Annotated in this window: 22 protein-coding genes and 1 tRNA gene; 5 read left to right on the top strand and 18 right to left on the bottom strand. The window is 69.4% G+C overall.

Annotated features, from left to right (window positions below):
• The first annotated feature begins 104 nt into the window (after window positions 1-104).
• Window positions 105-1481: a sigma-54 dependent transcriptional regulator gene (locus G5B31_RS06605; protein ID WP_165015003.1), complete on the top strand. Its 1377-nt coding sequence runs from the start codon at window positions 105-107 to the stop codon at window positions 1479-1481.
• Between the two features lie 78 nt (window positions 1482-1559).
• On the opposite strand, the gene G5B31_RS06600 is transcribed toward G5B31_RS06605, so the two are convergent.
• Window positions 1560-2324: an NAD kinase gene (locus G5B31_RS06600; protein WP_165015000.1), complete on the bottom strand. Its 765-nt coding sequence runs from the start codon at window positions 2322-2324 to the stop codon at window positions 1560-1562.
• 181 nt (window positions 2325-2505) lie between these two features.
• Here G5B31_RS06600 and glyA point away from each other — a divergent pair, with 181 nt between their 5' ends.
• Together glyA and G5B31_RS06590 are read left to right on the top strand one after the other, a co-directional pair.
• On the top strand, window positions 2506-3795 hold the full coding sequence (gene glyA / locus G5B31_RS06595) for a serine hydroxymethyltransferase (RefSeq protein WP_165014997.1): 1290 nt from the start codon (window positions 2506-2508) through the stop codon (window positions 3793-3795).
• A gap of 69 nt (window positions 3796-3864) precedes the next feature.
• Entirely contained in the window at window positions 3865-4728 is an 864-nt protein-coding gene (locus G5B31_RS06590) for a DUF817 domain-containing protein (protein ID WP_205911834.1), read from the top strand.
• Here G5B31_RS06590 and G5B31_RS06585 read toward each other — a convergent pair.
• Window positions 4707-5078 carry a hypothetical protein gene (locus G5B31_RS06585; protein ID WP_165014991.1) on the bottom strand — a complete coding sequence of 124 codons (372 nt, stop codon included), beginning with the start codon at window positions 5076-5078 and terminating at the stop codon, window positions 4707-4709. The two genes, G5B31_RS06590 and G5B31_RS06585, sit on opposite strands and share 22 nt — an antisense overlap.
• Before the next feature lie 95 nt (window positions 5079-5173).
• Here G5B31_RS06585 and G5B31_RS06580 point away from each other — a divergent pair, with 95 nt between their 5' ends.
• Window positions 5174-5947 carry an alpha/beta fold hydrolase gene (locus tag G5B31_RS06580; RefSeq protein WP_165014988.1) on the top strand — a complete coding sequence of 258 codons (774 nt, stop codon included), beginning with the start codon at window positions 5174-5176 and terminating at the stop codon, window positions 5945-5947.
• A 3-nt stretch (window positions 5948-5950) separates the two neighbouring features.
• Here the strand turns inward: G5B31_RS06580 and G5B31_RS06575 are convergent, their stop codons facing one another.
• The 13 genes from G5B31_RS06575 to G5B31_RS06515 all read right to left on the bottom strand — a co-directional run bounded on the left by G5B31_RS06575 (window position 5951) and on the right by G5B31_RS06515 (window position 20901).
• Entirely contained in the window at window positions 5951-6130 is a 180-nt protein-coding gene (locus tag G5B31_RS06575; protein WP_165014984.1) for a CTP synthetase, read from the bottom strand.
• A 110-nt stretch (window positions 6131-6240) separates the two neighbouring features.
• Window positions 6241-7842 (bottom strand): amidohydrolase, encoded by a 1602-nt coding sequence (locus G5B31_RS06570; protein ID WP_165014981.1) that lies wholly within the window; start codon window positions 7840-7842, stop codon window positions 6241-6243.
• Window positions 7835-8686 (bottom strand): dimethylsulfonioproprionate lyase family protein, encoded by an 852-nt coding sequence (locus tag G5B31_RS06565; RefSeq protein WP_165014978.1) that lies wholly within the window; start codon window positions 8684-8686, stop codon window positions 7835-7837. The genes G5B31_RS06570 and G5B31_RS06565 overlap by 8 nt, the downstream gene beginning before the upstream one ends.
• Window positions 8683-9522: an ABC transporter permease subunit gene (locus tag G5B31_RS06560; protein WP_165014975.1), complete on the bottom strand. Its 840-nt coding sequence runs from the start codon at window positions 9520-9522 to the stop codon at window positions 8683-8685. Before G5B31_RS06560 ends, G5B31_RS06565 begins: the two co-directional genes overlap by 4 nt.
• Entirely contained in the window at window positions 9519-10433 is a 915-nt protein-coding gene (locus G5B31_RS06555) for an ABC transporter permease (RefSeq protein ID WP_165014972.1), read from the bottom strand. Before G5B31_RS06555 ends, G5B31_RS06560 begins: the two co-directional genes overlap by 4 nt.
• Before the next feature lie 4 nt (window positions 10434-10437).
• Window positions 10438-11544, bottom strand: coding sequence for an ABC transporter ATP-binding protein (locus G5B31_RS06550; protein ID WP_165014969.1), 1107 nt, complete (start codon window positions 11542-11544; stop codon window positions 10438-10440).
• 4 nt (window positions 11545-11548) lie between these two features.
• Window positions 11549-12655, bottom strand: coding sequence for a polyamine ABC transporter substrate-binding protein (locus G5B31_RS06545; RefSeq protein ID WP_165014966.1), 1107 nt, complete (start codon window positions 12653-12655; stop codon window positions 11549-11551).
• Between the two features lie 69 nt (window positions 12656-12724).
• The gene (locus G5B31_RS06540) at window positions 12725-13930 is read right to left on the bottom strand and encodes an aromatic ring-hydroxylating dioxygenase subunit alpha (protein ID WP_165014962.1); all 1206 of its coding nucleotides are present in this window, start codon (window positions 13928-13930) and stop codon (window positions 12725-12727) included.
• Window positions 13927-15066, bottom strand: a complete 1140-nt coding sequence (locus G5B31_RS06535) for an aromatic ring-hydroxylating dioxygenase subunit alpha (protein ID WP_165014959.1) — start codon at window positions 15064-15066, stop codon at window positions 13927-13929. Before G5B31_RS06535 ends, G5B31_RS06540 begins: the two co-directional genes overlap by 4 nt.
• Window positions 15067-15164: 98 nt before the next feature.
• The gene (locus tag G5B31_RS06530) at window positions 15165-16349 is read right to left on the bottom strand and encodes an aminomethyltransferase family protein (RefSeq protein WP_165014956.1); all 1185 of its coding nucleotides are present in this window, start codon (window positions 16347-16349) and stop codon (window positions 15165-15167) included.
• Window positions 16346-17863: an NAD(P)/FAD-dependent oxidoreductase gene (locus tag G5B31_RS06525; RefSeq protein ID WP_205911833.1), complete on the bottom strand. Its 1518-nt coding sequence runs from the start codon at window positions 17861-17863 to the stop codon at window positions 16346-16348. The genes G5B31_RS06530 and G5B31_RS06525 overlap by 4 nt, the downstream gene beginning before the upstream one ends.
• The gene (locus tag G5B31_RS06520; protein WP_165014953.1) at window positions 17844-19457 is read right to left on the bottom strand and encodes an NAD(P)/FAD-dependent oxidoreductase; all 1614 of its coding nucleotides are present in this window, start codon (window positions 19455-19457) and stop codon (window positions 17844-17846) included. Before G5B31_RS06520 ends, G5B31_RS06525 begins: the two co-directional genes overlap by 20 nt.
• A 76-nt stretch (window positions 19458-19533) precedes the next feature.
• Window positions 19534-20901: an aspartate aminotransferase family protein gene (locus G5B31_RS06515; protein ID WP_165014950.1), complete on the bottom strand. Its 1368-nt coding sequence runs from the start codon at window positions 20899-20901 to the stop codon at window positions 19534-19536.
• 214 nt (window positions 20902-21115) lie between these two features.
• Here G5B31_RS06515 and G5B31_RS06510 point away from each other — a divergent pair, with 214 nt between their 5' ends.
• The gene (locus G5B31_RS06510) at window positions 21116-21787 is read left to right on the top strand and encodes a TetR/AcrR family transcriptional regulator (protein ID WP_165014947.1); all 672 of its coding nucleotides are present in this window, start codon (window positions 21116-21118) and stop codon (window positions 21785-21787) included.
• A gap of 148 nt (window positions 21788-21935) precedes the next feature.
• Here G5B31_RS06510 and G5B31_RS06505 read toward each other — a convergent pair.
• The 3 genes from G5B31_RS06505 to G5B31_RS06495 form a co-directional block, all read right to left on the bottom strand.
• Window positions 21936-22011, bottom strand: a tRNA-Ala gene (locus G5B31_RS06505).
• A 65-nt stretch (window positions 22012-22076) separates the two neighbouring features.
• Complete coding sequence (gene trxC, locus G5B31_RS06500; protein WP_165014944.1) at window positions 22077-22520, bottom strand: thioredoxin TrxC; 444 nt, start codon at window positions 22518-22520, stop codon at window positions 22077-22079.
• Between the two features lie 61 nt (window positions 22521-22581).
• Entirely contained in the window at window positions 22582-22899 is a 318-nt protein-coding gene (locus G5B31_RS06495; protein ID WP_165014941.1) for a DUF3775 domain-containing protein, read from the bottom strand.
• Window positions 22900-22942: the final 43 nt, after the last annotated feature.

The raw sequence follows: 22942 nt of genomic DNA, 5'->3' as shown, positions 1-22942 counted from the left end.
TTGCGCCTTCCGGCCGTGGCACCTTGGCCGCGCGACGGAAGAGGCCCGGGGATGGCACAGGATCGGAAACGGCGGAGGGGCGGCAACGCCCCGGCGGGGGGCGGATGACGCCCCGTCCGCCCGTCCTTGTGGTCGAGGCCACGCCCGCGCTGCAGGCGCTGTGCCGCACGGTGCTGTCGGCCTCGGGCCATCCGGTGATCGCCGCCGCCGATGCCGCCGGGGGCATCGCCGCCTTCCGCCGCCACCGTCCCGGCATCGTGCTGCTGGACCTCGCCCTGCCCGACAGCGATGGTCTGGCACTGATGGGCCTGATCCTGGCCGAGCTGCCCGACACCTTCGTGCTGGCGATGACCGACAACGGCACCATCCCCCGCGCGGTGGAGGCGATGCGCGCCGGCGCCCATGACGTGCTGGTCAAGCCCTTCGGCGAGGAGCGCCTGCTGGCCGCGGTCAAGGCCGCCGGCGACGAGATGGCTCGCGGCGGCCGCCGCGACACGCCCCCCCGCCGCAAGCCCGAGCCGCATCTCTCCGACCGCTCGGTCTTCATCGGCTCCTCCGCGGCGATGGAGCGGATCCACCGCGTGGTCGGCCAGGCGGCGCGGTCGATGGCCACCGTCTTCATCACCGGCGAAAGCGGCACCGGCAAGGAACTGGCGGCGCTGGCGGTGCATTCCCGCTCGGCCCGCGCCGGCGGGCCCTTCATCGCGCTGAACTGCGGCGCGATCCCGCCCGACCTGCTGGAATCCGAGGTCTTCGGCCACATGAAGGGCAGCTTCACCGGCGCCATCTCGGACAAGCCGGGGGCGGCGGCGGCGGCGGACGGCGGCACATTGTTCCTGGACGAGATCTGCGAGATGGCGCTGCCCCTGCAGACCAAGCTGCTGCGCTTCCTGCAGACCTCGACCATCCAGCCGGTGGGCGCGGTGCGGCCGCGGCGGGTGGACGTGCGCATCATCTGCGCCACCAACCGCGACCCGCTGGACCAGGTGCGCCGCGGGCTGTTCCGCGAGGACCTCTATTACCGGCTCTATGTCGTGCCGGTCCACATGCCGCCCCTGCGCGACCGCGGCGGCGACGTGGTGGAGATCGCCGAGGCCGCGCTCGCCCGCTTCTCGGCCGAGGAGGGCAAGGACTTCGCCGGCCTGGCGCCGGAGACCCGGGCCTTCCTGCAGGCGCAGCCCTGGCCGGGGAACGTGCGGCAACTGCTGAACGTCATCCGCAACGTGGTGGTGCTGAACGACGGCGGGCTGGTCACCCCGGCGATGCTGCCCGCCGGGCTTGCCGTCGGAACGCTGCCGCAGGACGCCGCCGCCCCGCCCGCCCCCGCCCCCGGGCTGACGCTGGCGCAGATCGAGCGGCAGGCGATCGAGGCCGCCATCGCCCGCAACGGCGGCTCGGTCCCGCTGGCGGCGCGGGAACTGGACGTGTCGCCGTCGACCCTCTACCGCAAGCTGGAGGCCTGGGGGGTGAAGCGGGGGTAGGACGGCAGGATGGTGGGGTAAAACCCCACCCTACGCCGAAGCCCTCTGTAGGGTGGGGTTCCACCCCACCACTCCCGCTCAGATGAACTGTTCCCCGATCAGCCGTTCCTCCAGCCCGTGGCCGGGGTCGAACAGCAGCCGGTGGGTCACGTCGGGCACCGATCTGACCTCGACCGACAGCACGTCCCGGACCGAGGAGCGGCTGTCGGCATCGGCCATCACAGGCCGCTTCTCGGCCTCCAGCACCTCGAAGCGCACCACCGCCGACTTCGGCAGCACCGCGCCGCGCCAGCGCCGGGGGCGGAAGGCCGACATCGCCGTCAGCGCCAGCACGTCCGAGCCGATGGGCAGGATCGGCCCGTGCGCCGAATAGTTGTAGGCGGTGGACCCGGCCGGCGTCGCCACCAGCGCGCCGTCGCAGGCCAGTTCCGCCAGCCGCTCGCGCCCGTCGATCAGCACCCGCAGCTTCGCCGCCTGCGGCCCCTGCCGCAACAGCGAGACCTCGTTGATCGCCAGCGCCTCCGTCACCCGGCCCTTCGCATTCTCGGCTCGCATCGACAGCGGGTTGATCGCGGTCTCCTCTGCCGCCGCCAGCCGCTCGCACAAAGCCTCTTCGGAGAAGCCGTTCATCAGGAAGCCGATGGTGCCGCAGTTCATGCCGTAGACCGGCAGGTCGCGGGCCGGCTGCGAATGCAGCGTCTGCAGCATGAAGCCGTCGCCGCCGAGCGCCACGATCACATCGGCCCGCCGCGCCTCGACCTGGCCGTAGCGCGCGGTCAGCCGGGCCAGCGCCTCCGCCGCGGCAGGGGCGCGGCTGGCGGTGAATCTGATCTTCTGGCGCATCTTGCCCCTCCTGCCGCGACCTTGGCCGCTGGCCCCGGCAAACTCAACCCCCCGCATTCGCCGCGCCCCATGGCGAAAAGGTTTCGCGCCCGCCGCGAATCCTGTCGTTTTCCGCCCTTTCCCGAGGGGAACCCATGCCGTAAATAGCCGACACCTTTCCAGGACCGCGAAGGATTTGCCCATGACCGCCCGCGACACCGGCTTCTTCACCGAAACCCTTGCCTCCCGCGACCCCGAGCTGTTCGGCGCCGTCCGGTCCGAGCTTGGCCGTCAGCGCCACGAGATCGAATTGATCGCCAGCGAGAACATCGTCAGCCTGGCGGTGATGGAGGCGCAGGGCTCGGTCCTGACCAACAAATATGCCGAGGGCTATCCGGGCAAGCGCTACTACGGCGGCTGCCAGTTCGTCGACATCGCCGAGACCCTGGCGATCGAACGGGCGAAGCAGCTGTTCAACTGCGGTTTCGCCAACGTGCAGCCCAACTCGGGCAGCCAGATGAACCAGGCGGTGTTCCTGGCGCTTCTGAAGCCGGGCGACACCTTCATGGGCCTCGACCTGAACTCGGGCGGCCACCTGACCCACGGCTCGCCGGTGAACATGTCGGGCAAGTGGTTCAACGTGGTCTCCTACGGCGTGCGCCAGCAGGACCAGCGGCTGGACATGGACGACGTGCGCAAGAAGGCGCTGGAGCATCGGCCGAAGCTGATCCTGGCCGGCGGCACCGCCTATTCGCGCGAATGGGACTGGGCGGCGTTCCGGGCCATCGCCGACGAGATCGGGGCGTATCTGCATGTGGACATGGCCCATATCGCCGGGCTGGTGGCGGGCGGCGTCCATGCCTCGCCGCTGCCGCATGCCCATGTGGTGACCACGACCACCCACAAGAGCCTGCGCGGGCCCCGCGGCGGCATGATCCTGACCAATGACGAGGACATCGCCAAGAAGATGAACGCCGCCGTCTTCCCGGGCCTGCAAGGCGGCCCGCTGATGCACGTCATCGCGGCGAAAGCCGTGGCCTTCGGCGAGGCGTTGCGGCCCGAGTTCAAGGACTATGCCGCGCAGGTGAAGAAGAACGCCGCAGCGCTGGCGGACGAGCTGATGAAGGGCGGCATCGACATCGTGTCGGGCGGCACCGACAACCACCTCTGCCTCGCCGACCTGCGGCCGAAGAAGGTGACCGGCAAGGCGACCGAGGCCGCCCTGGGCCGCGCCCACCTGACCTGCAACAAGAACGGCGTGCCCTTCGACCCGGAGAAGCCCTTCGTCACCTCCGGCATCCGTCTCGGCACCCCGGCGGGCACCACCCGCGGCTTCAAGGAGGCCGAGTTCCGCCAGATCGCCCGCTGGATCGTCGAGGTCGTCGATGGTCTCGCCGCCCATGGCGAGGACGGAAACCACGAGGTCGAGGCCAAGGTGAAGGCCGAGGTCGAGGCGCTCTGCGCCAGGTTCCCGCTCTACCCGACCTTGTGATTTCCCTGCATTGACACCGGCCGGGGGCGCGCGATCATGGCGCGCCCTTTCCCTTTTCGGACCTCCGCGATGATCCAGCGCCCCGAAACCCGCAGTCTCGAACGCCGGATGGGGGACTGGGCCCGCGCCCGCCTGCCCTATGCGGTGGCAGAACTGGTCATGTTCGTCCTGAAGCAGGGATGGGCCTGCCTGTTCGGGGGCCTGCTGCTGGTGGCGATCATCGGCACCAAGCTGGTCTGGCAACCCGGCTGGCCGCTCGCCCGCTACGACGCGCTGTTCCTGTTCGCCATCGGGATACAGGCGCTGTTCCTGTGGCAGAAGCTGGAGACATGGGAGGAGGCCCGGGTCATCCTCTTGTTCCACCTGACCGGCACGGCGATGGAGTGGTTCAAGGTCTCCGCCGGGTCATGGGCCTACCCGGAGCCCGGGTTCTTCAAGCTGATGGGCGTGCCGCTGTTCTCGGGCTTCATGTATGCCAGCGTCGGCAGCTACATGGCGCGGGTGATCCGCATCTTCGAGATGCGCTTCGCCCCCTATCCGCCGTTCTGGACCACCGTCCTGCTGGCCGCGGCGATCTACGTCAACTTCTTCGCCCACCACTTCCTGCCGGATATCCGCTGGGGGCTGTTCGCCGCCACCCTGCTGGTCTACGGCCGCACGAGGATCTGGTTCCGCATCCACGACCATGACTGGTGGATGCCGCTGCCCTTGGCGGCGTTCCTGTCCAGCCTCGCGCTCTGGGTGGCCGAGAATGTCGGCACCGCGACCGGGACATGGCTCTACTCCGGCCAGACGCCGGATCGGTTGGTCAGCTTCGCCAAGCTGGGGTCGTGGTATCTGCTGCTCTACGTCGCCTTCGTGACCGTGACGCTGGTCAGCCGCTCGGCGCTTTACCCGAAGGGAAGGCCGGTTCAGATCAGCCCGCGCCAGTAGATCACCCCGATCGCCAGCACCATCACCACGAAGATGCCGAAAGCCGCCGAGGCCGCGGCCCCCAGCAGCGCCGACTTCCGCCGCTCGCCGCGGTTCACCCCGCCCAGATGGCGCAGGCAGATGTCGTAGGCCGCCGCCACGTCGCCCTCGTCCACCCGGACCAGCAGCTTGGGGTTCTGCGCCATCTCGCCCGCCTCGGCCAGGTATGCCGCCGCCTCGCGCACCTTGCGCGGCAGCCGCCGCCCGGCCTTGCGGACCTGCTCCGCCAGCGTGCGGCCGCGCACCGACAGCCGCTCTTCCATGAGCGCCGAGACCCTGTCGGCCATCTGGATGATCGTCACCGCACTCATGCGCCCTTCTCCCGGCTTGCGTGGGAATTTACGCGCGCCGGGGCGCGATGCAACCGCTCTGGCAGGGAACACCGCGTTTCGCTATGGAAACGGTCATGCTTGCCACGATCCTCCACCCCGCCACCGAAGGCGCCGCCTTTCCCCCGTTGGTCATCGCCCACGGGCTTTACGGCTCCGGCCGCAACTGGGGGGTGATCGCCCGCCGGCTGGCCGACCGGCGCGACGTGGTGGCGGTGGACATGCGCAACCACGGGACCAGCCCGCGGTTTCCGACGCAATCCTACCCGGAGATGGCCGCGGACCTGGCAGAGGTGATCGGAACGCTCGGCGGCGAGGCCGATCTCCTCGGCCATTCGATGGGCGGCAAGGCGGCGATGCAGCTGGCGCTGACCGGCGGCGCGGCGATCCGGCGGCTGGTGGTGGCCGACATCGCTCCCGTTCCCTACGCCCACGACCAGAGCCACCACGCCCGCGCGATGATGGGGCTGGACCTGGCCGGCGTCGTCACCCGGGGCGAGGCCGACCGCAGGCTGGCAGCGGTGGTCGAGGACCCGGGCCTGCGCGCCTTCTTCCTGCAATCGCTGGACCTGAAGGCCGAGGGCGGCCCGCGCTGGCGGCTCAACCTGCCGGTGCTGGAGGCCGAGATGGCCAGGATCGTCGGCTGGCCGGACACACAGGGCCGCTTCGACCACCCGACGCTGTTCCTGACCGGCGCCGACAGCCGCTACGTCCTGCCCGAACACCGCGAGACCATCCGCACCCTGTTCCCCAAGGCCCGCTTCGCCAGGCTGCCGGGCGCCGGCCACTGGCTGCACGCCGACAAGCCGCGCGAGTTCGAGGAAACCGTGAGGGTGTTCCTCGAAGCCTGACGTTCAGCCCGCGATCTGCTTCGCCACCAGCCAGCTGACAGGGATCGCCAGCACGAAGCCGAGGGCGGCGGCGATCAGGATCGGCTGGGTGGCGACATGGCCCAGGGTCAGGGCGGCCACGATGAACACCCCCATCAGCGTGGTGGCGATCATCGAGAACAGGGTCAGCATCAGGCGGGTCATGGCGGTCTCCGTCAAAGGCGCGTCCGCCCTTTTGGATGCCGCCCGACAGGCCGGCACGCCTTGACACGGATCAATACATGCGCATTTCCGCATGTGATCCTTTGCCGCAGTCAGACCCCGCTGCGGTGGACCGCCCTGCCGCGGAACAGCGTCAGCAGCACCTGCGTGTCGGAAATCTCCTCCGGCGCGCAGGCGAAGATGTCGCGGTCCAGCACGATCAGATCGGCCGAGAAGCCGGGCCGCAGCCGCCCGGTCGTCCCCGCCCGCCAGCAGGCCCTTGCGGCATGGGTGGTGTAGCCCGTCACCGCCTCCTCCACCGTCATCCGCTGGCCGGGCTGGAACGGCGCCTTCGGGCCGTCCACCCGCCGCGCCTGCCGGGTGACGGCGGTCTCGATGATCTCGAACGGGTTCAGGGTGGAGACCGGCCAGTCCGAGGACAGGCACCAGTCCGCCCCCGCCTCCAGCATCCTGCGGAAGGCATAGGTGTCGGGGTGGCGCTGCGTCCCGATCATGTCCAGCGCAATGTCGGGGATCAACGGGTCCAGCCGCGCCCAGAGCGGCTGGATGTTCGCCGTCGCCACCTGCGCCAGCCGGGCGTAATCGCCGGGGTCCATCAGCTGCAGATGGGTCAACTGGTGCTGCGCCGGCCAGGGGGCATTGGCGGCCCGGGCCGCCTCCAGCCCCTCGATGGCGCGACGGGCGGCGGCGTCGCCGATGACGTGGACATGGATGGCGAAGCGGGCGGCGTCGAGAGCGGTGAACAGGGCTTTCGTTTGCTCGGCGCCGAACATGCAGGGCGCATTGCCGGGCTGGTCGGCGTAGTCGGCAAGACAGGCGGCGGTGCGGTTCTCGAACACGCCGTCCATGAAGAATTTCGCCGAATGGACGTGGAAGCCCGGCCCGGGATGGGCCGCCCGCATCGCCGAAAGCCGCGCCACGGCGGTCTCCGGCCTGTCCGCTTCTGTCACCAGCGCGGCGCCGCAGACATGCAGCGTCAGCACCTCCTCCGCCAGCCCGCGTGCGTAGATCCGCGCCTCCTGATCGGTGATGCGCGGGTCCAGCACACCGGTGAGGCCATGGGCATTGGCATGGGCCTGCCCGGCCAGAAGACCCTGATACCAGTGCTCGTCGGTCAGCTGCGGCAGCCGGGCGACGGCCCAGGGGATCGCCTCTTCATGCAGCATCCCGGTCGCACGGCCCTTCGCATCGCGCAGGATATGGCCGTTCGTCGGGTCGGGGGTATCGTCGCAGATCCCGGCCAGCTCCAGCGCGCGGGAGTTCAGGCAGGCGTTGTGGAAACTGGAGTCGTAGGCCACTGCGGGCCGGTCCTGCACAGCCCGGTCCAGAACCGCCGCGGTCAGGTTGTGGTCGCCGAAGAACCCCGGCTGCCAGCCGGCGCCGATCACCAGCGGCAGGTCGGGCTTCGCCGCGGCATGGGCGGAGAGCGCGGCCAGAAGCTGCACCTCCGTCGCCGCCTCGTAGAGCGGAGCCGCCGTCGCCATGTCCAGCCCGCCCGAAAGCAGGTGGACATGGGCGTCCTGGAACCCCGGCAGCACCAGCCGCCCGCCGGCGTCGATCACCTCCGCCGCCTCGGGCGGGGCGCCGGTCCCCAGGGCGGCCACCCTGCCCTCGTGCACCAGCAGCCACTCGGCCCGGGGGGCGCTGAGGTCCATGGTGCGGATGCGGGCGTTGCGTATGAGCAGGTCAGCCAAGGCGCAGCGCCTCCAGTTCGGGCCAGTCGGCGGCGGGCAGGACGGAGGCCGGCTGCCAGATGTCCCTCGTCCAGCCGTAGAGGCAGAGGAAGGGCACCGGGCCCACCTTGGTCAGGTGCGGCCGGTTGGGCGGGTTCCACACCGGCCGATGCGCGGGCTTCGCCACCAGCGGCCGGCCGGGGCCGAAGCGCCAGCCGTGCGGGCCGGTCAAGGGCGCATAAAGCTCGGGCGCGGCATGGGCGTGGTCGCGGTAGAGCAGATGCGGCGCGATCAGGAACAGGCCGAGGTCGAAGTCCCGCGCCGGGATCGGGCCGCCCTCGCCGAGGATGGAGCAGAAGGCATGGCCACGCAGGAAGGCCGCGCCGATCTGATCCGGCGGATAGCCGCCATAGGTGGTCCAGCGCAGGAAGGGCGCGGCGGCGGCGATGGCGCCGGCCAGCGCCGGCTGGTCCGCGGCCACGGCCTCCAGCGCCGGGGCCAGATGCGCCGCGACCACCGCATTCGGCGCGGGGTCAGGCAGCGTCACCGGCCCGTCGCGCCAGCGGGCGAGCAGGGTCCGCACCTCCACCACCCCCGGTCCGGGCAGCGCGGCAAGGTAGCGGTCGGCCTCCTCCACCAGCGCGCGGACCAGCGATTCCGGCGCGGGCGCGGCCTCCGGCGGCACGGGCAGGCGGCGGTCCTCCAGCACCTCGCCCGGCGGGCGGCGGTCGTCGGCGGCAGCCACCCGATAGGCCTCCAGCTGCGCGGCCGACAGCGCGCCGGTCGCGTAAAGCCGCATCGCCCGGCCATAGCGCGCCCGGCCCGACCCGCGCGCGCCCAGCGGAACCCCCAGCAGCCCCCTCATTCGTTGGCCCGGTAGGCCAGCCGCGCGTCGGCGCTGGCCCGGGCCGCGGCCCGGTTCATCACGATCCCGGCGATCAGCACCCCGGCGCCGACCACCAGCACCATCAGCGTCGCCAGGGCGTTGATGTCGGGCGTCACCCCCAGCTTGACCTTGGACCAGATCAAGAGCGGCAGCGTGGTCGACCCCGGCCCGGTGGTGAAGGAGGTGATCACCACATCGTCCAGCGAGATGGTGAAGGCCAGCAGCCAGCCCGACAGGATGGCGGGGAAGATCACCGGCAGCGTCACGTCGAACAGCACCTGCCAGGGGCGGGAGCCGAGGTCCATCGCCGCCTCCTCGATGGCGCGGTCGGCCTGGATCATCCGCGCCTGCACCACCGTGGTGACGAAGACCATGGAAAAGGTGATATGCGCCAGCGTCACCGTGGTGAAGCCGCGCTGCGCCGGCCAGCCGATCCATTCCGCCAGCATGATGAAGAACATCAGGCTGGAGATGCCGGTGATCACCTCGGGCATGATCAGCGGCGCTGTCACCAGCCCCGAGAACATCACCCGGCCGCGGAAGGCGCGGAAGCGGGCCAGCGCGATGCCGGCCATGGTGCCGAGGATGGTGGCGATCGAGGCCGAGATGAAGGCGATCTTCAGCGACAGCACCAGCGCCGCCAGCACCTGCCGGTTGGAGAACAGCGAGACATACCACTTGGTGGAGAACCCGCCCCAGACCGTCGCCAGCCGGCTTTCGTTGAACGAATAGACGATCATCGACAGGATCGGGATGTAGAAGAAGGCGAAGCCGAAGGCCAGCATGGTGATCAGGAAGACCGGGCGACGCTTCATTTCGATCCCTCCGCCCGGGCCTGGAAATGGCTGTAGAGCATGGTCGGCACCACCATCATCAGCAGCAGCACCACCGCCACCGCCGAGGCCATCGGCCAGTCCCGCGCCTGGGCGAATTCGTCCGAGATCACCCGCCCGATCATCGGAGAGGAGGCATTGCCGACCAGCGTCGGGATCACCAGTTCCCCGGCGGCGGGGATGAAGACCAGCATCCCGCCGGCGATGATGCCGGGGATGCTCTGCGGCAGGGTGACGTCCCAGAACACCCGCGCGGGCTTGGACCCCAGGTCCATCGCCGCCTCGTCCAGCGTCGGGTCCAGCCGTTCGAGGCTGGCGTAAAGCGGCAGGATCATGAAGGGCAGGTAGGTGTAGACCATCACCAGCACGACGGCGAAATTGGTGTTCATCATCGGGATCGACCTCACCGCCCAGTCCACCGGGACAAGGACGTTCCAGGCGTCGGTCAGCATCCCGTTGAACCAGCTGTTCCGCCCCATCAGCCCCATCCAGGCGTAGACCCGCAGCAGGAACGAGGTCCAGAACGGCAGGATCACCAGCATCAGCAGGATGTTGCGCCAGGCCGGCGCCACCCGGACAAGGCCGAGCGCCATCGGGTAGCCGATCAGCAGGCACAGAACCATCGCCACCGCAGCGTTCAGCACCGAGGTCAGGAAGGCCCGCAGGTAGAGCCCGTCGCCGAAGACGCGGGCATAGGCCTCCCAGCTGACCAGCGGCACCTCGCCGCCCCAGCTGATCGGCGGCGCGGTGGAGGTCTTGGTGGCGACGCTCATCGCCACCACCACCAGGAAGGGCAGCAGGAAGAACACCAGCAGCCAGATATAGGGCGCGCCGACGATCAGGTCGGACCAGCCCTTGCGGTCGAACCAGCGGGACAGGCGCGAGCCGGCCATGGCGCTACTCCGCCAGCACGATGGCGGCGCCGGGGTCGAAGCCCAGCCAGACCCGGTCGTCCCAGTCGGCGACCCGCGCCGCCTCGGTCCCGCGGCGGGCGTTCACCGCATGGGCCTGCACCAGCGCGCCCGAGGGCAGACTGATCCGGTAGAGGCTGTCCTTGCCGAAATAGGCCAGGTCCTTGACCATCCCCTCCACCGCGTTCGGCCCCTCGGGCCGGTCCTTCGAGATGGTCAGCTTCTCGGGCCGCAGCGCCAGCGTCACCGCCTGCCCCTCCGTCACTCCGGCCACGTCCCGCGCCATCACCCTTGTGCCGAAGGCCGGCACCTCCACCGCCAGAAGGCCGTCCTCCCGCCCCGTCACCCTGGCCTCGAAGGAGGTGATGGAGCCGATGAAGCCGGCGACGAAGCGGCTGTTGGGGAATTCGTAGATCTCGGTCGGGCTGCCGACCTGCTTCACCTGGCCCTTGTCCATCACCGCGATGCGGTCGGCCAGCGTCATCGCCTCTTCCTGGTCGTGGGTCACCACGATGAAGGTCACCCCGGTGCGGGCCTGGATCGACATCAGCTCGAACTGGGTATGTTCGCGCAGCTTCTTGTCCAGCGCCGCCAGCGGCTCGTCCAGCAGCAGCAGCTTCGGCTGCCGCGCCAGCGCCCGGGCCAGCGCCACCCGCTGCCGCTGGCCGCCGGAAATCTGGTGCGGCTTGCGCCCCGCGAAGGGGGTCAGCTGCACCAGATCCAGCATCTCGGCCACCCGGGCGTCGCGCTCGGCCCTGGTCATCTTCTCGTGCTTCAGCCCGTAGGCGACGTTCTTCGCCACCGTCATATGCGGGAAGAGGGCATAGGATTGGAACATCATGTGGACGGGCCGGTTCCACGGCGGCACCCCCGCCATGTCGCGCCCGTCCAGGAAGATGCGGCCCGAGGTCGGCTCCTCGAACCCCGCCAGCATCCGCAGAAGCGTGGTCTTGCCGCAGCCCGACCCGCCGAGCAAGGCGAAGATCTCGCCCTTCTCGACGGTCAGCGACACGTCGCGGACCGCCTGGAAGGAACCGAACGACTTCGAGACCCCTTCGATCTTCAGGAAGGGTCCGGCCTCGGAGGCGGACATCCGGTCAGCCGCCCGTCTTGATCTTGGTCCAGATCCGGGTCATCGCCTCTTCCTGCGCATCGGTCTGCGGCTTGGGCGTATACATCCGGCTCAGCGTCTCGGCATCAGGATAGACCGCCGGGTCGGCGGCGATCTCGGGCGAGACCAGCGCGGTGGCCGCCTTGTTGGCATTGGCATAGCCGGTGTAGTCGGTGCAGGCCGCGATCACCTCGGGCCGCAGCAGGTAGTCGATAAAGGCGTGGCCGTTGTCGACATTGGGCGCGTCCGAGGGCATCACCCAGAAGTCGAACCAGCCCGGCACCCCGGTCTTCGGCACGAAATAGGCCAGGTTCACGTCGATCCCGGCCTCGGCCGCCCGCGTCTTCGCCACGCCATAGTCGCCCGACCAGGTATTGGCCGCGCACAACTCCTGATTGGGCAGAGTGGTCAGGTAGTTGGCATTGTCGAAGGTGGTGACATACTGGCGGATCGGCGCCACCGCCTCGGCCAGCTTCTCGTATTCGGCCTCGCCCGCGGTATCCGGGTCGATCCCGAGGTATTTCATCACCATGAAGCCGAAGTCGGTCGGGCTGTCGAGAAGCGAGATGCCGCAATCCGCCAGCTTCGCCGCCGTCTCGGGGTTCAGGATCACCCCCAGATCCGCAAGGTCCACATCCTCGCCCAGCCGTTCCTTCACCATGTCCAGGTTGTAGGTCATGCCGACCGAGCCCCACATGTAGGGCACGCCGTATTCGTGGCCGGGATCGAAGCTCTCGGCGATCTTCATCAGCTCGGGGTCCAGGTTGACCAGCCCCGGCAGCTTGGCCTTGTCCAGCTTCTGGAACACCCCCGCCTCGATGAAGCGGCCCATCGACATGCCGGAATGCAGCACCACGTCATAGCCGGTCGATCCGGCGAACAGCTTGGCCTGCGCCTCCTCGGAACTGGAATAGAGGTCGTAGACCACGCCGATCCCGGTCTCGGCCTCGAAATCGGCAAGGGTGGTCTCGCCGATGTAGTCCGACCAGTTGTAGACGTTCACCGTTCCCGCCTGCGCCCAGGAGGGGCGCACATAGGGCATCGCCAAACCGCCCGTCAGGGCCGCAAGAGTGGAGCGACGTGTCAGCTTCATGGGTCTTCTCCTCTGTTGGGGGATCGGCCGTCTGGCGCGGCCTTCTTCTGTCAAAGCCTTAACCCGAACTCAGCCCCTGCCAAGCATTTCCTTGTTCAGGGCGGCCATTTCCGTCTCGGCCGGCGCCTCGGTCCGGGTCATCACCGGAACCAGCATCCGCAGCCGGTCGTGGTGGCGGCGCAGGCCCCATTCCATGTCCGACAGGTGGAAGCCGTCGAAGGCCTGGCTCTTCATCGATTCGTTCGACCAGATCGTCAGCTGCTGGTCCTCGGCCGATGTGTCGCGGTCGATCCGTGCCGCAAGGTAGCGGGCCAGCCGCTGCTGCCGGCTTTCGTTCGGGAAACGGTAGGTGCGCCCGGTCAGGTGGGTGCGGCCGGGACCGACCGGCAGGTCGTGGTAGAACTGCGCCCCTTCGGGGGTGAAGGCGATCACGGTGTTGGGGAAAAGCCCGTAGTAGCTCCAGGTCTTGCGCAGGTGGCCGGGCAGCCGCGGCTGCTCCGGCGCGTGCTTGACGTAGTGCCGCACCGACCAGCGCCGCCCCGGCTTGTCGCCGAAGAAGCCGAAGGAGACGTGCAGCCCCTCGGGCAGGTAGATGTCGCGGTAGTCGCGGCCATACAGCTCCTGCAGGGCCGGATGGGCGAGGGCGACGTGATAGCCCTCGTTGTCCACGTCGCGCACCGATTTCCAGTTCACCGGCAGCTCGGTATGCCATGTCGCCTGCTCGGCCGGCAGCAGCGTGGCCGCCTCGTAGGCGGCGAAATCGGCGGCATAGGGCGACAGCAGTTCCGCCACCGAAGCCTGCGGCCCGGGGTGGAAGCGCAGGAAGACGAAGCCGTGGAAGATCTCCATCTCGATCGGCTTCAGCCCGAACTGCGCCTTGTCCAGCGTGCCGAAGGTGGTGGGCTGCGCCGCCCCGCGCAGGGTGCCGTCCAGGTTGTAGACCCAGCCGTGGAAGGGACAGACCACCGCGCCGCGGCAATGGCCTTGCTCGCCGTCCACCACCCGCGCGCCGCGGTGGCGGCAAAGGTTGTGGAAGGCCCGCACCACGCCGTCCTGCCCGCGCATGACGACGGCGCGTTCGCCCAGCAGGTCGAAGGCCAGCCAGTCGCCCGGCGCCGGGATGTCGTTGACATGGCCAGCCACCTGCCAGTGGTTCAGGAACACGTTGTCGCGTTCCAGCCGGAACAGCGCCTCGCTGTGATAGGTCCAGGCCGGCAGGCCGGTCCGGTCCCAGTCGTTCGGGATGGCAAGCGATTTCATCGGCAGTTCGGTCATGCTTTCCCCTCCATCCGGTCGAGAACCCATCGGTGGAAACGGTGGATGTAATATTCCTCGGGCATCAGCCGCGCCGCCGTGAAGGCCGGCGAGCGGATGCCGCGGTGGTTCATTTCCGATGCCGCCCCGTCCTGCTCCATCACGATCTTGGCGAAAGCCGCCACCTGCGCCGCATCGAAGCCCGGCTGCGCCAGCGTCTCCTTGGGGAAGTGCCATTCGGCGACCAGCCGGGTCTTCTCCGGCCCCTCCGGCACCAGCCGGACCGAGCGGACATGATCGACATGCGCCACCACATAGGCCGAGGGCCAGAGGGTGACAAAGGTATAGCCCGCCTCGCGCTCGGCCTCGGTCAGGCCGGGGAAGACCGGGCCGCAAGGGGCGCCGTCCAGCGTCCAGCTTTCCGCCCCGGGCTTCAGGCTGCGCTCCGCCGGCTGGTCGGGCGTCCAGCCGACCGCCTCGGAGGCGCCCATGATGCCCTTGCCGTAGATCGGCACCATGTCGCACAACTCCGGGTGGATGCCGGGACAGTGCAGGCATTCGGAATAGTTCTCCCAGAAGGCCTTCCAGTTGCAGGCCAGATCCACCTCCCAGCGGTGGCCGGTGACCAGTTCCTCCATCGGCCAGTTGTCCAGGGCCTGCAGCCCGCCATCCGCGTCGATCCCGCCCGGATCGGCGGCAAGATTCAGGAACAGGAAGCCGTTCCAGACCCGATGCGAGACCGGCCGCAGCCCATGCGCCGCCCGGTCGAAATCCGCCGTCGGCACCGCATGGGCGGTGGAGACCAGCCGCCCGTCCGCCGCCGCGAAGGACCAGGCGTGATAGGGGCAGCGGATCAGCTTGCCCAGCGGTTCCTCCTCGCCCCGGCAGAGTTCCGAACCGCGGTGCGGGCAGGAGTTGTGCCAGGCCGAGACCGCGCCATCGGCGCCGCGCGCGACGATCACCGGAGCGGTGCCGACCAGCGCCCGCCGCATCGTGCCGGGGGCGAAGGAGGACAGCCGCCCGACCATCACCCATTCCCGGGCGAAGATCGTCTCCATCTCGCGGGCATACCAGCCCGGGTCCAGGTAGGCGGCGCGGGGCAGCCCCTCGGGGCAATGGTCGAGGCGCGGCGATTGCGGGGGGCGGTGGTCGTCCATCACACCCTCCCTCCGGCGGTTTCCGCGCGGAAACCGCCCCGGACGTCGCGCGACGTCCGGTTTCCGTTCGGCTGGCGGTCAGGCTGGCTTTGCATCGGTCATACCCTCCCCGGCGGGGTGGCGCGCTTGCGGGCCGGGTTGAAGAAGGGCCGCTCCGCCACCGTCACCGGCACCATCAGTTTGGCATATTGCAACTCGCGCAGGGCATAGATTTCGACCCAGAGGTTCTCGCCCGTCGCATGGCGCGCCTTCACCTGCGCGATGGCGACATTGGCCTTCAGCGCCGGCGACCAGGCGGCGGCGGTGACGATCCCAGCCTCCGCCCGCTTGTCGTAATAGAGGATCGAGCCCTCGGCGCTGACGTTGCCCGGGATGTCCAGGCCGACCAGCACCCAGTCCGACCCCTTCTCCTTCTCCGCCAGCAGCGCCCGGCGGCCGGTGAAGGGGCCCTTGTCCCAGTCGATCATCCACCCCAGCCCCAGTTCCAGCGGGCTGCGGGCGCGGTCCTCGCGCAGGGCCTGATGGGCGGGGATGAAATCCATGTTGGCGATGATGAACCCGGCCTCGATCCGGGCGAGGTTCAGCGCGTCGGTGCCGATTGGCCTTATGCCCCAGGGCGCGCCGGCCTGCATCAGGTGGTCCCAGAGCGGCAGCGCCTGCCCGGGCTCCATCCACAGCTCGTAGCCCAGATCGCCGGTGAAGCCGGTGCGCGAGACGGTGATCTCGCCGCCGGCAAAGGGGAAGCGCGCCATGCGGAAGGGCTTCAGCGCGAAGACATCGAAGCCCGCCGCCTGCAGGACGGTGGCCGAGCAGGGGCCTTGCAGCGACAGCGCGGCGATCTCCTCGGTGACCTCCGCCACCTCGACCTCAAAGCCTTCGGCAGAGGCGAGGAACCAGGGCAGGTGCCGCTCCTGGCAGCAGATCAGATAGTCCTCGGGCCCGTGGCGGAACAGCGTGCCGTCGTCCAGGAGCTTGCCGTCGTCGTCGGTCCAGCCGGTATATTGCACCCCGCCGACCGACAGCCTGCCCGCATCTCGCAGGGTCAGCCGGTTCAGGTAACCCGCCGCATCGCGGCCGGTGATGCGGTATTTCACCATCGGGCACAGGTCGTAGACCGAGGCGCCGTTCCTGATCGCGGTATATTCCATGTCCGCATCGCCGAAGCAGAGCGCGGTCATGTAGCCGCCCCAGGGGCCCCAGCGGTTCAGCACATTGGCCGCGGCCGTGCGGGCATGGAACGGCGTCTGCAACAGCGGGGTGCGGAAATGGGTCAGCGCGGTCATGCCTTCGCCTCCAGGATCGCCTGCGCCGCGTTCCAGCCCGCGGCCCCGTCGATGCCGCCGCCCGGGTGACTGCCCGCGCCGGCCAGCCACAGGCCCGGCAGCGGGGTCGCGTATTGCGCCGCCGCAAAGGTGGGCCGGTTGAACAGCATCTGCTCCACCGCCAGCTCGCCATGGTGCCAGTTGCCGCCGACCATGCCGAACCGCGCCTCGATGTCCTGCGGCATTAACAACTCGGCATGGACGATCAGGCCGCGCAATCCCGGGGACTGCGCCTCCAGCACCTTGAGCGTGTTCTCCAGCATTTCCGCCCGCGCCGCCTCCAGCCCCGCCTTCGGCGCATGGGGGGCGTATTGCACGATGGCGGACAGGACATGATGGCCCTCGGGCGCCAGCCCGGGCTCATGCGCCGAGGGCAGGATCGCCTCCATCACCGGCGCCCCGGGCACCTCGCCGTATTTCACCGGGTTGAAGGCGCTTTCGACAGCCTCGGACGAGGGCGTGATGACGATGCGGGACCTGGGGTCCGCGCCTCGGAACTCCGGCGCGCCGCGCAGGGCGAGATGCAGCTTCGCCGCCGCCCCGCGCGCGCGGATATGGCCGACCGCCTTGAAGAACCCCGCATCCAGCGCCGCCGCGCCGGCCAGCTTCTGGAAGGTGGTGCGCGGGTTCATGGCGGAGACCACGAGGCCCGCCCGCATCTCCTCGCCGCCCGCCAGACGGACGCCGACCGCCCGGTCGCCCTCCACCAGCACCCGCTCCACCTGTGCCCCGGTGCGGACCTTCACTCCCGCCGCCTCCGCCGCCCGGCCGAGCGCGGTAGCCAAGGCCCCCATGCCCCCTTTCGGCAGCAGCGGATCGGCCCCCCTCGCCAGCCGGTCGAGGTAGAGGATCAGCGAGTTCGGCGACCGCGGCCCGAGCCAGGCCCCCAGCGTGGCGTCGAAGGCCAAGAGGCCCTTGAGCCGGTCGTCGGTCAACTCGTCCTCGGCCACGTCATGGACGTTGATCAGCACCATCCGCAGCAACTCGCGGAAGTCGCCGCGGCCAAGCCCTCGGATGCCGAGGCCCTGCCGCGCCAGCCCGAACAGCCGGTTCTCGCCGGCCAGCCTTACCGGCCGCATCTGCCGGAACGGCGCCAGCACCCGGGCGAAGCCGGAGAGCTTCCTGTGCAGCGCCTCCCAGGCCGCCGTATCCGGGCCGGAGGTCTTGCCGCCCCGCACCAGCAGCGGCTCCGCCGCCCCGGACAGCACCGTGGTCGCCAGCGCCGGATGGAAGGCCAACCCGTGGCGTTCCAGCGCCATCCCTTCGACCACCCGGGCATCCAGCCCCTGCGTGAGATGCGCCAGCGCCGGCGCGCGGTAGCCGGGGGCGAATTCCCGCTCTCCCGCCCCGCCGCCGACCGCCGCGCCGGCCTCCAGCAGGGTGACCTTGCGGCCCTTCGCCGCCAGCCGGGCCGCACAGGCGAGGCCGTTGACCCCGCCGCCGATGACGATCACCTCAGAGGACCGCATAGGCATCGCGCATCCCCCCCTTGATCCCGGCCTCGCGCAGCACCTCGGCCGCCGCGTTCCGCCCCGGCGCGCCCATCACCCCGCCGCCGGGGTGGGTGGAGGAGCCGCAGATCCACAAGTCCCTGATCGGGCTGCGGTATTGCGCATAGCCCGGCACCGGGCGATTGAAGAGCAACTGGTCGAAGGTCAGCTCGCCCTGGAAGATGTTGCCCTCGGTCAGCCCCACCTCGGCCTCCAGCTCGCGCGGGGTGCGGACCTCGACATGCAGCACGCGGTCCTTGAACCCCGGGGAATAGGCTTCGATCTGGTCCAGGCAGGTGTCGCGGAAGGCGTCGCGGTCGGCGTCGGTCCAGTCGCGACCCTCGATCTTCGGCGGGGCATATTGCACGAAGGAGGACATGAAATGCTTGCCCGGCGGGGTCATCGTCGGGTCGATCATGGTCGGGATCATCACGTCCTGGAACGGGTCGCGGCTGAAATGGCCGGATTTCCAGTCGTCATAGGCGCGCTCCATCTTCTCGATGGAATCGGTGAAGTGGAGGTCGCCCTTCAGGTTCGGCGCCCCTTCCGGCAGGGCCGGGAACACCGGGGCGCTGTCCAGCGCGATGTTCAGCTTGCCGGACGATCCGCGGATCTTGAACGCCTTCACCCGCTTCACGAAATCGCCGGGCAGTTCCGCCTCGTCGACATGTTTCAGGAAGGTCCGCTTCACATCCATGTTGGAGATCACGCGCCGGCCCCGAACCTCGTCGCCATTGGCCAGCACCACCCCCATGGCGCGGCCGCCCCGGACCAGGATCTTCTCCACCCCCTGCCCCACGCGCACCTCGCCCCCCGCCGCCCGCAGCGAAGCGGTCAGCGCCTTGGTGATCGCCCCCATGCCGCCGCGGGCGAAGCCCCAGGCGCCGACATTGCCGTCCACGTCGCCCATGTAGTGGTGCAAGAGGACATAGGCCGAGCCGGGCGACATCGGGCCAAGCGCGGTGCCGATGATGGCCGAGACCGCCAGATAGCCCTTGATCACCGGGCTCTCGAAATATTCGTCCAGGAAATCGGCGATGCTCATGGTCCAGAACTGCACCATCCGCGCCCGCGTCCGTTCCGACAGCGCGCCCATCTGCTTGCCCAGCCACATCAGTTCCGCCAGATCGCGGGGGCGGAAGCTGGAGGGGTCCGGCGGCGTCCGCATCAGCATCGGCCGGATGAAGCGGCAGAAGCGCAGCACGTCGCGGGCGTAGATGTCGTAAGCCTCGGCGTCGCGCTTCGAGTGCCGGGCGAATTCGCGGCGGTTGGCGTCGTGGTCGCGGAACATGCCGAGATAGCCGCCGCCCTCCTGGAACACCGCGCCGCCCTCGTAGGGCAGGATCTGGAGGCCGTGCTTCGGCAGCTCCAGGTCGCGCATGATCTCGGGCCGGAACAGCGAGGAGACATAGGAGCAGTTGGAATAGGTGAAGCCCGGGAACAGCTCGCGGCTGACGGCGGCGCCGCCGATCCAGTCGTTCTTTTCCACCACGCAGACGTTCATCCCGGCCCGCGCCAGATAGCAGGCCGTCACCAGCCCGTTGTGCCCCGCGCCCACGATGACGGCATCGTAGGTCATTCCGCCTCCTCGGCCACTTCGTGCCTCGTCGGAAGATCCGCGAAGAGCAGGCGAAGCCGTGCGATGAGCATCGCGGTCATTCCGCCGCATCCAGCGTGCCGTCGGCCTGGTCCTGCAGGGTCAGGTCCACCGCATATTCCACCGCCTTCAGCGTGTCGGTCAGGCAGGTGCCGTCCAGCCCATGCGCCTCGCACATGAACCAGGGCTCGCGGCTATCCGGCTCCACGATCACCCCCAGGTCGTGCAGGTAATGAGCCATCCGGTCGTAGAAGGAATAGTCCGAGGTCTTCCAGGCCCGGTAATTGTCCGGCGGCTCGGCGGCGAAGAAGATGCCGAACATCGACGGGTGGCCCGAGAAGCTATGCGTGATCCCCCGCGCGTTCAGGATGTCGGAGATGCCGGCCTTCAGCTTCTCGCCATGGCCGGCCAGCGTCTCCAGCGCCGGAGTCTCGTCGAGGATGCGCAGGCATTCCTCGGCCGCCGCGAGCGAGACAGAATGCGCGGTATAGGTGCCGCCGTGCGAGGCGCCGCCGTAGCGGAAGGTCCGCATCACCTCCTCCCGCCCGGCCACCAGCGCGATCGGGTAGCCGTTGGCGACGGCCTTGGCGAAGGTGGTGATGTCGGGTTTGACTCCGAGGATGCCCTGGATGCCGCCCTTGCCGACCCGGAAGCCGGTCTTCACCTCGTCGATGATCAGCAGCACCCCGTAGCGGTCGCACAACTCGCGCGCCAGCTGGACGTAGTCGCGCCGGGCCGAGATCCCGCAGCAATTCCCCTGGATCGGCTCGATCAGCATCGCCGCCAGCCGGTCGCCATGGGCCTTGAAGGTGTCCTCCAGCCGCTGCAGGTCGTTCATCGGCACCAGATGCGCCAGCTTCTTCACCGTCGGCGGGATGCCCTTGCCATAGGGCACCACCTCGGGGTCGGCATTGCCGCCCGGGGCCCAGCCGTCCATGTCGGCCATCCACATCGCCGCATCGAAAAGCCCGTGGTAGCCGCCTTCCACCAGCAGGTATTCCTCGCGGCCCGTATGCGCCCGGGCCAGCCGCAGGGCCGCCATCACCGCCTCGGTCCCGGAGTTGGAGAACCGCACCAGCTCCGCCGCCGGCACCATCTTCGCGATCCGGTCGGCGACGATCAGCTCCTTCTCGGTCGACAGCGCGAAGACGCCGCCCACCTCCATCCCCCGGCGGGCCGCCGCATCCACGCGGTCGTCGGCATAGCCCAGGATCGCCGGGCCATAGCCCAGCCGGTAGTCGACGTAAGGATTGCCGTCGATGTCCCAGCACCGCCCGCCCTTGCCGTGGTGGACATAGACCGTGCGGTCGTCGCCCCAGTAGCGGAAGGTCGAGGACACGCCCAGGGGCAGCCGCTGCACCGCGCGTCGGAACTGCGCGTTGGATTTGGTCAGGTCGCGGCGGGGCGGGGCCAGTCTCTCGGTCATCGGGGCTCTCGTCGGTGGCTGCTGCGTCAGACTGTCACGCCATTGACTGAGTTGTCAATCAGAACAAGAATAGTTCCATCCCCCAACGGTTGCGTTACAACGGGCGGTGGATTATCGGGCCATGCCGCCCGTCCGGTCCCCCGGCCGGACAGACTGCTGAAGAACCGGCGAAATCCCTGCCGGAAACCTCCGCCCCCAGGGAAGGACCGCCGAAGTGACCCGTGACGCCCCCGCCTCCGATCCCGCCGCCGGGCCTGCCCCCGAGGCAGCCCGGCCGCCCCGCACCATGAGCCGCGAGGCCCGCCGCGCCCAGATCATCGAGGCGACGATTCGCACCCTTGCTACCCGCGGCCTGGCCCGCACCACCCTGACCGAGGTGGCCCGCATCGCCGGCCTGTCGCACGGGCTGGTGCTGTTCCACTTCGAGACCAAGGAGGGGCTGCTGGCCGAGACCCTCTCGGCCCTGGCCGAGGAATACCGGCAGAACTGGCAGGCCGCGCTGGAGGCCGCCGGCCCTTCGCCCGCGCAGCAGCTTGCCGCGCTGATCGAGGCCGATTTCTCGCCGGCGATCTGCACTCCCGACCGCCTCGCCGCCTGGTGCGCCTTCTGGGGCGAGGCGCAGAGCCGGCCGATGTATCAGGAAAGCTGCGGCGAGAAGGATGCGGCCTACAACGCCACGATGGAGGCGATCTGCGCCCGGCTGATGGAGGAGGGCGGCTATTCCGGCCAGCCCGCCCGCCTCGCCCGCATCCTGCGGGTCACGGTCGAGGGGGTCTGGCTGGACATGATGACCATGGCCGAGCCCTATTCCATGGCCGAGGCCCTCGCCACCGCCCGCACCTGCGCGGCAAGGCTGTTCCCCCGGCATTTCGAGGAACCGGAATAGGGGTCTCCGGCGGCTGTCTCCGAGGGCCGATACCGGCCGGGCGAGGGAAAGACGATGGCCCGCGCGCGATGGCACCCGCAGCACGGGATCGTCTGGCGGACTAAATCCACCCTTCGCGCCGTCGTCAGATCTTACGGAAGAAGGTCATTGGTGGAGCAGAGGGGGATCGAACCCCTGACCTTATCATTGCGAACGATACGCTCTCCCAACTGAGCTACTGCCCCAATGACCTTGGCCGGCTATGTGGCGCAAGGCCAAAGGCTTGTCAAGCGACCCCGCGCGGAATCCGTCAGCGCAGGTGCTGGCGGACGAAACCTTCGATCTCCGCCGCCGGCCGGGCGCCCGCCAGCCGCGCCAGCTCGCGCCCATTGCGATACAGGATCAGCGCCGGAATCCCGCGGATACCGGCGCGGGCGGAGATCTGCGGATGGTCCTCGGTGTTCAGCTTCATCAGCCGCACCCCCGGCGCCAGCGTCTTCGCCGCCTTGGCGAATTCCGGCGCCATCGCCCGGCAGGGCCCGCACCAGGGCGCCCAGTAGTCCACCAGCACCGGCAGCCCGTCGCGCAGCACCTTGTCATGCGTGGCCGCGTCCAGTTCCGCCACCCGCGCGTCCGTCAGCGGCTCGCCGCAGGCGCCGCATTTCGGCCCCTGCCCCAGCCGCGCCAGCGGCACCCGGTTGCCCTGCCCGCAGGTCGCGCAGGTCAGCCGCACCGCTTCCGTCGCCTCTGTCATGTTCGCCTCACATTCCGGTTCGCGAATATATCGGCATCGCGGAGCGGCCCCGCAAGGGACGTCAGAGGAAATCCTCCTCCTCGCCCGATACGTCGATCCCCATCGCCTCCAGCCCGGACTCCAGGTTCTCGGCCAGATGCGGCATTCCCATCAGGTAATCCGCCGTCGGCGTGGTCGCCTCGGAGAAGGCGGTCTCCACCGCCTCGCCGAAATCCTCGGGCTCGAAGGCGCCGCGGCCCACCCAGGCCAGCGCGGTCAGATGCGCCTTCTCCTCGGCGTTCAGCCCGTCGATGAAGGCGTAAAGCTCGGCCTCGCCCTGCCGCTCCTCGCGGGCGAGATAGATGACATGCACGACCTTGCGCGGGCTGATCTCGATCATGGGTGGCTCTCTCCTTGGATACATGGTCGCAAGCCCCGCGCCC

Origin of the sequence: Rhodobacter sp. SGA-6-6, assembly GCF_011043545.1 — a bacterium.
Lineage (GTDB): Bacteria > Pseudomonadota > Alphaproteobacteria > Rhodobacterales > Rhodobacteraceae > Pseudogemmobacter.
The sequence above is the reverse complement of the archived record's forward strand: the minus strand, read 5'-3'. Positions and strand labels throughout refer to the sequence as shown.